Annotated in this window: 12 protein-coding genes; 5 read left to right on the top strand and 7 right to left on the bottom strand. The window is 66.6% G+C overall.

The annotated features are described in order from the left end of the window. Nucleotides 1–164: 164 nt before the first annotated feature. A complete protein-coding gene (locus tag HLH34_RS11155) occupies nucleotides 165–968 on the bottom strand; it encodes an SDR family NAD(P)-dependent oxidoreductase (RefSeq protein WP_183119768.1) in 804 nt (267 codons plus the stop codon). 281 nt (nucleotides 969–1,249) lie between these two features. Further along, nucleotides 1,250–1,936: an HAD-IA family hydrolase gene (locus HLH34_RS11150; RefSeq protein WP_183119767.1), complete on the bottom strand. Its 687-nt coding sequence runs from the start codon at nucleotides 1,934–1,936 to the stop codon at nucleotides 1,250–1,252. Between the two features lie 236 nt (nucleotides 1,937–2,172). Here HLH34_RS11150 and HLH34_RS11145 point away from each other — a divergent pair, with 236 nt between their 5' ends. Next, complete coding sequence (locus HLH34_RS11145) at nucleotides 2,173–2,526, top strand: arsenate reductase (protein WP_183119662.1); 354 nt, start codon at nucleotides 2,173–2,175, stop codon at nucleotides 2,524–2,526. Nucleotides 2,527–2,558: 32 nt separating this feature from the next. Here the strand turns inward: HLH34_RS11145 and HLH34_RS11140 are convergent, their stop codons facing one another. Together HLH34_RS11140 and HLH34_RS11135 are read right to left on the bottom strand one after the other, a co-directional pair. Then, nucleotides 2,559–2,771, bottom strand: a complete 213-nt coding sequence (locus HLH34_RS11140) for a heavy-metal-associated domain-containing protein (protein WP_304608203.1) — start codon at nucleotides 2,769–2,771, stop codon at nucleotides 2,559–2,561. A gap of 50 nt (nucleotides 2,772–2,821) precedes the next feature. Next, nucleotides 2,822–5,233: a heavy metal translocating P-type ATPase gene (locus HLH34_RS11135; RefSeq protein ID WP_183119661.1), complete on the bottom strand. Its 2,412-nt coding sequence runs from the start codon at nucleotides 5,231–5,233 to the stop codon at nucleotides 2,822–2,824. Nucleotides 5,234–5,500: 267 nt separating this feature from the next. Here HLH34_RS11135 and HLH34_RS11130 point away from each other — a divergent pair, with 267 nt between their 5' ends. Then, nucleotides 5,501–5,797 (top strand): hypothetical protein, encoded by a 297-nt coding sequence (locus tag HLH34_RS11130; protein WP_182944283.1) that lies wholly within the window; start codon nucleotides 5,501–5,503, stop codon nucleotides 5,795–5,797. Between the two features lie 9 nt (nucleotides 5,798–5,806). On the opposite strand, the gene HLH34_RS11125 is transcribed toward HLH34_RS11130, so the two are convergent. Then, the gene (locus HLH34_RS11125) at nucleotides 5,807–6,376 is read right to left on the bottom strand and encodes an HNH endonuclease (protein WP_183119660.1); all 570 of its coding nucleotides are present in this window, start codon (nucleotides 6,374–6,376) and stop codon (nucleotides 5,807–5,809) included. Between the two features lie 174 nt (nucleotides 6,377–6,550). Between HLH34_RS11125 and gluQRS the strand changes: the two genes are divergently transcribed. The 3 genes from gluQRS (at nucleotide 6,551) to HLH34_RS11110 (ending at nucleotide 9,989) form a co-directional block, all read left to right on the top strand. Continuing rightward, nucleotides 6,551–7,453, top strand: coding sequence for a tRNA glutamyl-Q(34) synthetase GluQRS (gene gluQRS / locus HLH34_RS11120; protein WP_183119659.1), 903 nt, complete (start codon nucleotides 6,551–6,553; stop codon nucleotides 7,451–7,453). Between the two features lie 106 nt (nucleotides 7,454–7,559). Beyond that, nucleotides 7,560–8,762 carry a pyridoxal phosphate-dependent aminotransferase gene (locus tag HLH34_RS11115; RefSeq protein ID WP_183119658.1) on the top strand — a complete coding sequence of 401 codons (1,203 nt, stop codon included), beginning with the start codon at nucleotides 7,560–7,562 and terminating at the stop codon, nucleotides 8,760–8,762. A 12-nt stretch (nucleotides 8,763–8,774) separates the two neighbouring features. Then, on the top strand, nucleotides 8,775–9,989 hold the full coding sequence (locus HLH34_RS11110; protein WP_220792142.1) for a pyridoxal phosphate-dependent aminotransferase: 1,215 nt from the start codon (nucleotides 8,775–8,777) through the stop codon (nucleotides 9,987–9,989). 106 nt (nucleotides 9,990–10,095) lie between these two features. On the opposite strand, the gene mtnK is transcribed toward HLH34_RS11110, so the two are convergent. Together mtnK and HLH34_RS11100 are read right to left on the bottom strand one after the other, a co-directional pair. Then, a complete protein-coding gene (mtnK, locus tag HLH34_RS11105; protein WP_183119657.1) occupies nucleotides 10,096–11,349 on the bottom strand; it encodes an S-methyl-5-thioribose kinase in 1,254 nt (417 codons plus the stop codon). Between the two features lie 20 nt (nucleotides 11,350–11,369). Further along, the gene (locus HLH34_RS11100) at nucleotides 11,370–12,857 is read right to left on the bottom strand and encodes an MFS transporter (RefSeq protein WP_183119656.1); all 1,488 of its coding nucleotides are present in this window, start codon (nucleotides 12,855–12,857) and stop codon (nucleotides 11,370–11,372) included. Nucleotides 12,858–12,910 lie beyond the last annotated feature (53 nt).

Below are 12,910 nucleotides of genomic sequence, written 5' to 3'. Positions count from 1 at the left end.
GCTCAGCATGGGGCCTGCCCGCACGGTTGCACAGGGCGGATCACAAGAGGTTCGGCAGTCTTTTCTTCTCTGCGGCCTGTTTGTATCGGGGAGGCGGCCGCAGGGCCGCTCCGTTTCGGTGCTCGGCAACGCGCGTGCAGAGAAAATCGTTTTTTGACAGACGGTTAGAGAATTCCGCCGGCAATCGGCAGATTGACGCCCGTCATGTAGCTGGAATCGTCACTCATAAGAAATGAGACGACACCGGGTATTTCGGAAATGTCGCCGTAGCGTCGCATAGGGACGCTGGCGATCATCTGCTTCGCCACTTCCGCGGGGTCCGAGGAAAAGTACTGCGTGCCGGCTTCGGCCTGGAGTTCAACCTGGCGGTCCCACATATAGCCAGGCCCCATGAAGGCGGGGCTGATCGCATTCACACGAATGTTGTAGGGCGCAAGATCCTTGGATGCGATCTGGGTGAGGCCGACGATGCTGAATTTGGAGGCGCCGTAGGCGAGCATGTTCGGCGGCCCCTGTACACCGGCCATGCTGGCCGTGTTGACGATACGGCCGAACCGGCGCGCCACCATGTGCTTCGAGACGGCCTTGAGGACATAGAACGCCCCGAAGACATTGATCTTCATGACCTTTTCGAAGTCGTCCTCGGGATATTCATGGATGGGCCTGAATGCGCCCTGAAAGCCCGCATTGTTGAACAGCAGGTCCACCGCGCCGAAATCGCCAATGACCTGATCCACGATCGCAGCTACCGCCGCCCGATCTGCGATATTGCAGGTATAGGCCTCTACCCGGACATCATGCGCGGCGAATGCTTCCTTCGCCTGCGAGAGTTTGTCGGGATCTATGTCGACAAGAGCAATGGCGGCCCCTTCGCTGGCCAGGCGCAGGGCCGTCGCCAGGCCGATATTGCCCCCGGCACCCGTGACCAGAGCGGTTCTGCCGTGGAACCTTCCCTCATTTTGGGGCATCCGTGCCTCCTGCGCATGTGGTGGGTCCATTTCCCGGCGATAGTGTAGCCGAGACCATTGGCGGCACGTCCATCATGGATCGGGGGATGCGCTGGTCGCGGGGCACAATTAATCGTAATCGGATGACCGGAAACGGGCCAGGTTAACCCCGGGCCAGCCTGTCGATTCCCGCACCGGCGTGTGGCGGGGGGGGGGGGCGGCAACCGGGGTTGCCACCCCCCACGCGGATCATGATTTGGGAAATCGCCCTGCCTGCGACAATGTCGCGGACAGGGAAGGGATCAGGCTGCCTGCTTCTGATCCATGAGCGTTTCCAGCAGCGGGGGAAACTCGGACAGGTGCGCGATGCGGAACAGGCCCGGCCATTCCGGCCCCGGTTTGTCGGGCGCGCGCAGCAGCACGCAGGCCATTCCCGCCCGGCGGGCAGCTTCGACACCGGCATCGGAATCTTCCAGGACGATGCATTCTTCCGGCGCCACACCCTCGGCCTGCGCGGCATGGAGATAGATGTCGGGGCGCGGCTTGGGCATGTCGAGGTCGCGTCCGGAATGGATGCGTTCCTTTTCCAGAACCTCGTCCAGGCCCGTATTCTGGAATTTGGCGTCCATTTCAGCGCCCGACGAGTTGGACCCGACGCGGATGGGCAGGCCGAGCTGAATGACGGACTCCAGCATGGCTTCGGCCCCGTCGACGGTCTCGGCGTCGGTCTTCATCATGTCGACGATGCGGTTCTGCATCATCATGTCCCAGTCGGCAGGAATGTCCTTCCCGGTCTTCTGGCCGATCAGTTCGCCGATCTTTGCCAGTTCGCCGCCGGTAAAAATCCGGTGGGCCTGGCCGTCCGTCAGGTCCCAGCCGTATTTCCGAGCTTCCTGCGCCATGAGGGCTGTGGACTGGCGTTCTCCGTCAATAAGGACGCCATCACAATCAAATATAACGAGACTAATCTTTCCGTCAGCACACGGGATGGGGGATGAGGATGAGGGTGTAAGTGTCGGATAAGTCAATATATTCTCCTGAAACGGAATAACAATGAGAAGAAATTCATAATATATTTTATTTGCACAAAGATATTTTGTTGGGCGCGTCATTTCAAGGCTTGAATTATGTTTGTTTTTTCGCTATCAAGGTAGCATCGCCTTGATGTCAAAATCGGCACATGGCGCGATTTCGCGTCGATCATGAAGCAGGAGCAGGCGAGCCTATGCCGCGTTTGGTTACGATCCATGGCATCAAGGCCTGCGATACCATGAAGAAGGCCCGTGCATGGCTGGACGCGCATGGTGTGGTCTACGCTTTTCACGACTACAAGACCCAGGGCATCGCGCGGGACGTGCTGGAGGGCTGGGTGCGCCAGGTCGGGTGGCCCACGCTGTTGAACCGCGCCGGCACGACATTTCGCAAATTGCCCGATGCGGACAAGACCGACGTGGATGAGGGGCGGGCCGTGACGCTGATGCTGGCCCAGCCGTCGATGATCAAGCGGCCGGTGCTGGATGTGGACGGCGCGCTGACCGTGGGCTTCAAACCCGAGATTTATGCGGCGGTATTCGGCTGAGGGGCCGCATGGCGGCCCCCGGGGGGCCATATTCAGGCGGCGACGTCGTAGCCCGCGTCCTCGACCGCCGCGCGCAGGCGCGCCGGCGTGGTGCGGGTGGCATCGTAGGTGACGCGGGCATTCCCCGTGTCCAGCGCGACATCGGCGGATGAGACGCCGTCCGTACGTTCCAATGCCTTCTTCACCGCGCTGACGCAGCCGTTGCAGGTCATGCCCTCGATCTTCAGCGTTGCCGTTTCCATCATCGTTTTCCCGTTCCTGTTCCTGTCGCCGGTTCGGATGGTCGTCCGTTCCTTCAGCTATGCGCCGGCGGGGCCTTTCGCAAGGCCGGCTTCCACCGGTTGAGCAGCAGCGAGTTGGACACCACCGACACCGAACTCATGGCCATCGCCGCCCCGGCGATGGCGGGGTTCAGCAGGCCCAGGGCCGCCAGCGGAATGCCCAGCACGTTATAGACGAAGGCGAAGAACAGGTTCTGGCGCACCTTGCCCAGCGTGGCGCGCGACAGATCCATCGCGTCGATCAGGCTGGCCAGTTCGCTGCGCATCAGTACGATTTCGGCGGTATCCAGCGCGATATCCGATCCGCTGCCCATCGCGATGCCGATATCGGCGGCGGCCAGCGCGGGCGCGTCGTTGATGCCGTCGCCCACCATGCCGACGATCCGGCCGGGGCCGCGACGCTTTTCGACTTCGTGCGCCTTGTCCTCGGGCAGGACGCCGGCGATGACGTCGTCCAGTCCCAGCGTGCCGGCCACGACCGACGCCGTGCGGGCATTGTCGCCGGTCAGCATCACCAGGTGCAGCCCCCGGGCCCGCAGGGACGCCACGCTGGCGGCGGCATCCGGGCGGATGCGGTCGGCCAGGGCGATATAGCCCAGGATGGTCGCGCCGTCCGCCACCCCGATCACCGTCTTGCCCTGCTGCTCCAGCCGTTCGACGGTCGCTATATCGCCGGTGCAGCCGCCCTCGGCCAGGAAACGGGGCGAACCCAGGCGCAGCACGTCACCCGCGCCATCGGCTCTCATCCCCTGCACGCCGCGCCCCGGTATGGCCCGCACATCGTGGACCGCATCCCCCGTTGCACCTGCCTCCATGGCGTGGGCGACGATGGCGCGGGCCAGCGGATGTTCCGAATCCCGTTCCAGCGCGTAGGCGGCCGACAGCAGGCGGCCGGCGGATATGCCGTCGCCGGGGACGATGTCGGTCACGCCGGGCCGGCCTTCGGTCAGGGTGCCGGTCTTGTCCATGATCAGGGTGGTGACCGTGTGGGCGCGTTCCAGGGCTTCGGCCGTGCGGAACAGCAGGCCTGCCCGCGCGCCCAGGCCCGTGCCCACCATGATCGCCGTCGGCGTCGCCAGGCCCAGCGCGCAGGGGCAGGCGATCACCAACACTGCGATCGTGCCGGTCAGCGCCCCGGCCGGATGGCCGGTCGCCACCCAGCCGGCGACGAAGGTCAGCAACGCGATCGCCAGCACCGCGGGAACGAAGACGGCCGAGACCCGGTCCACCAGATGCTGCACCGGGTCCTTGGTGCCCTGCGCCTGCTGCACCATGCGGACGATCCGCGACAGGGTGGTGTCGGCGCCGACGCGCCGGGCGCGGACATGCAGGACGCCGTCGCGGTTGATGGTGGCACCGAAGACCGCATCGCCCGCCTGCTTGCCCACGGGGATACCCTCGCCGGTCAGCATCGATTCGTCGATATCCGACCGGCCGTCGACGATGGTGCCGTCCACCGGGATGCTCTCGCCCGGCCGGACGACGAACAGGTCGCCGACGCGCAGGGACGCCACCGGACGGTCTTCCACCGTGCCGTCCACTTCAACATGCGCGATCTGGGGTTGCAGGCGCATCAGGCCTTCGATGCCCGCGCGGGTGCGGTCGCGGGCGCGGGATTCCAGCACCCGGCCCAGCAGCACCAGCGTGATGACCGTGGCGCCGGATTCGAAATAGACCGGCCCCGGCAGCGACAGCACCAGCGTCGCCGTGCTGGCCAGCCAGGCGACGCTGGTGCCCAGGACAACCAGCACGTCCATGTTCGCCCCGCCGCCGCGCAGCGCGTTCCAGGCATGGCGATAGAACGACCGGCCGCAGACGAACTGCACCACCGTCGCCAACGCCCATTGCAGCCACAGCGGCAGCAGGTCGTGCACGCCCGCCAGCATGGCCGCCATCCCGGCCAGCAGGGGCGCGGTCAGGATGGCGGACAGGACGAACAGGCGGATCTGCCGCCGCCCTGTCGCGGCATGGCGCGCCGTCTGATCGTCCGGTGTCTCGTCGCGGGGCAGGCTGGCGCCGTATCCCGCCTTTTCGACCTGGCCGATCAGGGCGTTGGGGTCGGCCAGGCCGGGGATGTAGTCGATCTCGGCCCGGCCGCTGGCGAAATTCACATGGGCGTCCACCCCCGGCAGGCGGTTCAGCACCTTCTCGATCCGGGTCGCGCAGGCGACGCAGGTCATGCCCTCGACCGTCAGGCCGACATGGCGGGCGGGGACGTCATATCCGGCCTTGCGGATCGCGCCGATCACGTTGTCCAGCGATGCCGGGTCGTCCGGCAGGCCCACCGTCGCGGTCCCGGCCGCGAAATGGACCTGGGGCGTGACGCCGGGCAGGCGGGTCAGCACTTTTTCGATGCGGGTGGCGCAGGCGGCGCAGGTCATGCCGTCGATCGGCAGGGTAACCGCCCGCCCGATGCTGATGTCCATGACGCGCCCTCCGGCTATGGAACCGTTGGAAAAATGCGACCGGGGCAGGGTGCCGTCAACCGCCGTGGCCGGATGGTCCCGGGGCGAGTGTACCCTGTCATGCACCGGGCGGGATGGGCACCCGGGGGCGGCGGTCTATCGTCAGGTGGCGATCCATGGCAGGTTGCGCCGGTAGAGCGGGTGGCGCCCCGGCAACAGGGCGCCGCATCCGGATTCGGTGATGTGGTGGGCGGCCTCGCTTTGCGGGGAACCCTGACGGCGGTCGAGATGAAGCGGAAGAACTGGGCGGGCCTGGGTATGATCGCGTGTGGCGCGGTCCTGTTGACGGGGTGTTCGTCGGAAATGGGGCGGCGTCCGTGGGACAGCGACGTCTCGTGCCTGCGCGCCCAGATGGGGGCCGATCTGAAGCTGAGTTTCCCGCTGGCGGCGAACACCTGCCAGAGGATGACCGATCATGGTGTGGTCATCGGATCGAAGAACCCGCAGCCGATCCCGTTGAATCTGCGCGGTGCGCCGGATCTGCAGAAGCTGGCCGACCAGTACGGCTACAGCTACCGGCAGTAGGACGGGGTCTCAGGTATCCAGTTCGCTGTCCCAGTAGAGGTAGTCCCGCCAGCTTTCATGCAGGTAGTTGGGCGGGAAAGACCGGCCGTTTTCCTGCAATTCCCATGTCGAGGGCTGGGACGGGGGGCGGCGGGGATACATGTGCAGTTCGTGCGGCATGCGCGACCCCTTGATGAGGTTGCACGGGCTACAGGCGGTGACGACATTTTCCCAGGTGGTGCGGCCGCCCTTGCAGCGCGGAATGACGTGATCGAACGTCAGGTCGTGGGTGGGCAGCCGGTCGTGGCAGTACTGGCAGGAAAAATTGTCGCGCAGGAAGACGTTGAAGCGGGTAAAGGCCGGCCGCCGGGCGGTGGGGATGTAGTCCTTCAGGGCGATGACGCTGGGCAGGCGAAGCGCCCGGCTGGGCGAGCGGACTTCCTCGTCATACTCGCTCAGGACCGAGACGCGGTCGAGGAAGACCGCCTTGATCGCGTCCTGCCAGGACCACAGCGACAGCGGGAAATAGGATAGTGGCCTGAAATCGGCATTAAGGACCAGGGCCGGATAGTGCGGACTGCCAGCAAGCAAGGGGCGCATCCTTTCGCGATGCCGCCACACCATCATTTGGCGTTGTACTCAGAACCGAACGCCGAATGATATGCGCCGTTGAGAACCTGCCGCCTATATCGCAAACATTCCCCGTTCTCGCAAGGGCGTGACCGTCGCGTGGTCGCCTTCGTGCGGCGGGGCGCAGCCAAGGGAGGCCAGGTAATGGCGGCATCATCCTGTTTTCAGGGCATAAAGGATGGAATCGTCACCCGCTTTGCCCCCAGTCCCACGGGGTATCTGCATCTGGGCCACGCTGCGTCGGCCCTGGCGGGCTGGCGTCTGGCGCGCGAGTCGGGTGGGCGGTTCCTGCTGCGGATCGAGGATATCGACCCGGTGCGCTGCCGCCCCGACTACATCGACGCGATCGTCGAGGATCTGGCCTGGATCGGCGTTACATCCGACGGCCCCGTCCGCCGCCAGTCCGCGCATCTGCCCGACTATCGCCGGGTTCTGGACGCGCTGTCGGCGCGCGGCCTGCTGTATCCGTGTTTCTGCACGCGCGCCGCCATCGCCCGAGAGGCGCAGGAGGCCGCGCATGCGCCGCATCGCGCGCCGGACGGCACGCTGGCCTACGCCGGTACCTGCCGCGCCCTGTCGCCCGGGCAGCGCGCGGAGTGGATACGGGAGGGCCGGCCGTACGTGCTGCGCCTGGACATGGCACGGGCGCTGCACATCGCGGGGGGCGACTGCGTAACGTGGCGCGAGCGCGGCCAGGGCGTGCAGACCGGACGGCCGGGCCTGTTCGGCGACGTGGTGCTGGCCCGCAAGGATATCCCGGCCTCCTATCACCTCTGCGTCACCCATGACGATGCGGCGCAGGACGTCACCCTGGTCAGCCGGGGCGAGGATCTGCGGCCGGCCACGGCGATCCATCGCCTGTTGCAGATCCTGATGGGCTGGCCCGAACCCGAATACGTTCATCACGCGCTGCTGCTGGACGGCGAGGGGCGGCGCCTGGCCAAGCGCGACCGCGCCCTGACGCTGCGCGCGATGCGCGCGGCGGGCATGACGCCGGACGCGGTCCGGGACGCGGCGCTGGGCCGGCCTGCGCCTCAATCAGCGTAGGATCGGCGTGCCGTTTGCGCCGCACGCCGATCTGCGGTTTCCTCGCCCGCCGGTTCGCACTACGGTGTAGCCCCTTTGTTTTCCGCTTCTCTGGATCTTCGGTGTCATGGATCTTATCGCCGCCCGTCTGAACAAGGTCAGCCCCAGCCAGACCATCGCCATTTCGACCAAGGCGCGGGCCTTGAAGGCCGCAGGAAAGGACATCATCAGCCTGTCCGCCGGCGAGCCCGATTTCGACACGCCGCAGAACATCAAGGACGCCGCGATTCGCGCGATCGCCGAAGGGCAGACCAAATATACCGACGTCGCCGGCACCCTGCCGCTGCGCCGCGCGGTGGCCGAACGGTTCCGCCTCGATTCCGGCCTGGACTACACGCCCGACGAGATCATCGTGTCGACCGGCGGCAAGCAGGTGATCTTCAACGCCATGGTGGCGACGATGAACCCGGGGGACGAGGCGATCATTCCCGCCCCCTGCTGGGTGTCCTATCCCGATATCGTGGCGCTGGCCGACGGTACGCCCGTCATCGTGCCGTGCCCCGCCGAAACCGGGTTCAAGCTGCGGGCCGAGGACCTGGAGGCGGCGATCACGCCGCGCACCAAATGGTTCTTCCTGAACTCGCCGAACAATCCGACCGGGGCCGCCTATTCGGCCGAAGACCTGCGGCCGATCTGCGACGTGCTGCTGCGGCATCCGGATATCTGGATCTTCACCGACGATATCTACGACAAGCTGGTCTATGACGGGTTCGTCCCGGCGACGGTCGTGCAGGTCGAACCCCGCCTGCGCGACCGGACGGTGACCATGAACGGCGTGTCCAAGGCCTATGCCATGACGGGCTGGCGCATCGGGTTTTCGGGCGCGCCGGCGGTCCTGACCCGCGCCATGAACAAATTGCAGAGCCAGTCGACGTCGGGTACCTGCTCGATCAGCCAGGCGGCGGCGCTGGAGGCCCTGTCCGGCCCGCAGGATTTCATCGGCGACATGGTGCAGGCCTATCAGGGGCGGCGCGACCTGGTGGTCAGCATGCTCAACCAGGCGAAGGGCCTGCGGTGCCAGAAGCCGGAAGGCGCGTTCTATGTCTACCCGTCGCTGGAAGGGTGCCTGGGCAAGACCAGCGCCGGCGGGACGGCGATCGTCGATGACGAAGCCTTCGTGACGGCCCTGCTGGAGGAAGAAGGTGTCGCGGCCGTTCACGGCGCGGCCTTCATGTTCCCCGGCCATTTCCGCATTTCCTACGCCACCGACACCGACAGTCTGCGCGAGGCCTGCGCGCGCATCCAGCGCTTCTGCGCCGGCTTGCGCTGACGGGTGGGGACGATGACGGGGATCGAACCGGGTTTCGCCGGCCGTACCGAGCGGCTGACGTCACCCGCCACCATCGCCATGGCCGTCAGCGCCCGCGCGTTGCGCGCCCAGGGGCATCAGGTCCTGTCGCTGGCGCTGGGCGAACCCGATTTCGCCACGCCCCCGGCGGTGATCGAGGCCGCGCATCGCGCGGCGCTGGACGGGCAGACGAAATATCCGCCCGTCGACGGCACCCCGGCATTGAAGGCCGCGATCGCGCGGAAATTCGCGCGCGAAAACGGCCTGACCTACGCGCCGGCGGAACTGATGGTGTCGAACGGCGGCAAGCAGGTGATCTTCAACGCCTTCATGGCGACGATCGACGCCGGGGATGAAATCGTCATCCCTGCGCCGTACTGGGTCAGCTATCCGCTGGCCGCCCGGTTGTTCGGCGGTGTCCCGGTCTTCGCCGATTGCCGCGAGGAGGACGGATTCCGCCTGTCCGCCGCTGCGCTGGAGGCCGCGATCACGCCCCGCACGCGCTGGGTCGTACTGAATTTCCCCAGCAACCCGACCGGTGCGGTGATCACCCTGGCCGATCTGGAAGCGATCGCCGACGTGCTGCGCCGGCATCCCCGGATCTGGATCCTGTCCGACGAGATCTACGAACATCTGGTCTTCGACGGGGCACGGCACCATTCCATCGCCGCTGTCGCGCCCGACCTGAAATCGCGGGTCCTGACGCTGAACGGCGTGTCGAAATCCTACGCCATGACCGGCTGGCGCGTCGGCTATGCCGGCGGGCCGGAACGGCTGATCCGCATGATGACGCGGGTGCAGGGGAATGCGACGTCGGGCGTGTGTTCCATCAGCCAGGCCGCCGCCGCCGCCGCGCTGGACGGTCCGGCAGAACTGATCGCCGAAATGCGCGACACCTACGCCCGCCGCCGCACTATGGTGGTCGAGGCATTGCGCGCCATTCCCGGCGTGACCTGCGCGATGCCGCAGGGGGCATTCTACGCCTATCCCGGCATTGCGGCCTGCTTGGGCCGGACCAGCCGGGGCGGCCGCATGCTGGAAACGGACGAGGATTTCGCCTTCGCCCTGCTGGACGAACAGCATGTCGCCTGCGTCCACGGCAGCGCCTTCGGCAAAGGGCCCTATCTGCGGCTGTCCTGCGCCACGGATGACGAGACCCTGCGCGAAGCCTGCGCCCGCATCGCGGCGTTCGTGGATGGGCTGGCCTGAAGGCAAGGGCTTCGCCCTTGACCCACCAGAGGATTTTATAAAACGAAGAGGATGCAAGGGCCGAGGCCCTTGCCGGGTTCGGGCCAGAGCCCGACTTTCCTTTTTCCTAACCGGTGCGATCCCGGGCCAACGACGCCAGATCCGCGATCGACGTCACCAGGCCCGGGTCGGCCAGCAGGTCGCGCGCCAGCGCCAGGGCCGCGCCCTGTCGGCCGGCGCGGGCGGCGAGGTCGGGGATCGTGTCGAAATCCGGCACGTGGGCGTACCCTACGAGGCGACGAATGACTTCCATCGCCGCGAAGGCGATCGTGTCGGTCGTTACGTCCTGCATGAAATCCGCCTGCGCCTGCCGCAGGCCGGACGGGTCGTTGCGAAACAAGGTGGTGGCATAGGCGTCGCCATTCCCGTCCTGCCGGGCAGAGGTACGCCATAATTCCAGGAACGTGTCGTGGAAGCTGGTCCAGAATTGGACGATGTTCCGCACCGCACGGTCCTGTCCGCCGGAATCGCGGCAGGCGAACAGATGAAGCAGCAGATTGCCGATGAACAGGCCGCAATCGAAGCCGATGGGGCCGGGGCATGCGAATTCGCCGTCGATGACCCGGGTATCGTCGTCCGACACCATGATCGAACCGGTGTGCAGGTCGCCATGCAGCAGGGCCTGCCGGCAGGTCAGGAAGCGGGCCTGCATCGCGCCCACGCGTCGGCGGACACGGGGATCGGTGCGGATTTCCGCTGCGATGCTGTCCAGTTCGGGGCTGATCCAGTGGTTGCGCGGATGGTCGCGGTACGGGTCGGTCAGGATCAGGTCGACCGTGATCCGCGTCAGGGTACGATTGCCCGAAAACACGTCAAGGCGGTGCGTGATCTCCTCGAACGGGGCGGCCAGCAGCGACGTGCGGAAGGTGCCGTGCGCCACGAATTCGCCGACGGCGCGGGCGGCGTCGGGCCAGTCGCCGCCCGCCATCAGGCCGCGCCGCAGGACGACGTGCCGGTCCAGGCTTTCCACCACCAGCACGTACAGATCCGGGTCGAAATGCAGGATGTCGGTCGTCAGCGCGCCGACGCAGGGCCGGATTTCGCGCAGATAGGCGGCCTCGTAGAATGTGCGGTCCAGCGGCATCTTCCACGCCGGGTCCACGCGCACATGAGGCAGGGATTGCTTGAAGCAGACGCCGCACTGGGGGCCGTCGATCAGGAAGACGTTGTTCAGATTGCCGTCGCTGACCTCACGGATGCGCCAATGCGCGGCGGGGCCGCCCAGGCGCGCGGCCAGGGCGGGCACGCCGGCCAGGAACGCGCGGATACCGTCGGTATCGAGCGTGTGGTACGCCGCTGGCGCTGGGGAATGCGGGCTCATGCTGTAATCCGGACAGTCTATCACATCATCGACGACAGGGGGGGCGCGATCCGCTCCAGCGACTGTCCTTCGGCGTCGACGCCCCAGCGGGCGGTCACGGCGGCGGCTATCAGCATCAGCAGCGCCGCCGCGCCATAGCCGGTGGCCAGCGACAGCAGGCTGCCCCGGCCGATCAGCCACCCGAACAGGAAGGGCGCGGCCACCCCGCCGAACAGCGTGCCCAGCGCATAGAACAGCGCGATCGTCAGCGCGCGGATTTCCAGCGGAAAGATCTCGCTGGCGGTCAGGTAGGCGGCGCTGGCCGCCGCCGAGGCGAAGAAGAAGATCACCACCCACAGCGTCGTCTGCAGGCGGGCATCCAGCATCCCGGCGGCGAACAGCACGGACACGACGAACATCAGGATACCCGCCAGGCTATAGGTCAGCACGATCATGCGCCGCCGGCCCAGCGTGTCGAACCATTTGCCCAGCGCCAGCGGCCCCAGGAAATTGCCGACGGCCAGCGGCAGGATATACAGCCCGACCGAGGCGTCCGCCACATGGTCGTACCGGGTCAGGACCAGCCCGTAGGTGAAGAACACCGCATTGTACAGGAACGCCTGCGCGATCATCAGGACCAGGACGTACCCTGCCCGGCCGCGATAGGGGCCGGAAAGGACCCTCAGGGCCTCGCGCAGCCCGAAGGTGCCGGCGGGGTGGATGGACACCGTATCCAGCGTCTCGGTCAGCCGGACCGTCGATCCGCCATGCCGGGCTTCGATCTGCACCACGATCCGGGTCGCTTCCTCGACCCGCCGATGGGTCATCAGCCAGCGTGGGCTTTCCGGAACCCAGCGACGCAGGGCGATGACCCCCAGCCCCATGAGGGCGCCGATGCCGAAGATGAGCCGCCACGCCAGCGTGACCGGCAGGACCGTCCCCTGCAGCAGCAGCATCGACCCTGCCGCCCCCAGCGCCGCACCGGCCCAGAACGTGCCGTTGACGATCAGGTCGACACGGCCGCGCAGGCGGGCGGGCATCAGTTCGTCGATGGCGGAGTTGATGGCCGAATACTCGCCGCCGATCCCAAGCCCGGTAATAAGGCGGAACAGCGCGAAGCTGGCCAGGTTCCACGACAGCGCGGTCAGGCCGACGCCCAGGATATACAGCCCCAGCGTCACGGTGAAGATCTGCCGCCTGCCCAGCCGGTCGCTCATCCACCCGAACAGCAGCGCGCCGATGACGGCGCCCGCCACATAGGATGATGCTGCCGCCCCGACACCTTCCGCCGACAGGCCCAGCGTGTCGCTGCGTTGCAGCACGGGGGCCACGGACCCGACGATCGTGACCTCCAGCCCGTCCAGGATCCAGGTGATGCCCAGCGCGATGACCACCAGCACATGGAAACGCGACCAGGGCAGGCGATCGAGGCGGGCCGGAATGTCGGTGATGATGGGGGCGTGTGGGGCTGCCCGATTCAACGCCACGGGGCGACCGAAAGCCGCCGGGCGAGACTGCGTTCCTGCCATGTCCTGGGTCCTGCTGACGTGATTGCCGTTTTTGTTATTTTTATATGGTCGTC

Origin of the sequence: Gluconacetobacter azotocaptans (assembly GCF_014174355.1) — a bacterium.
GTDB classification, from domain to species: Bacteria; Pseudomonadota; Alphaproteobacteria; order Acetobacterales; family Acetobacteraceae; genus Gluconacetobacter; species Gluconacetobacter azotocaptans.
The sequence above is the reverse complement of the archived record's forward strand: the minus strand, read 5'-3'. Positions and strand labels throughout refer to the sequence as shown.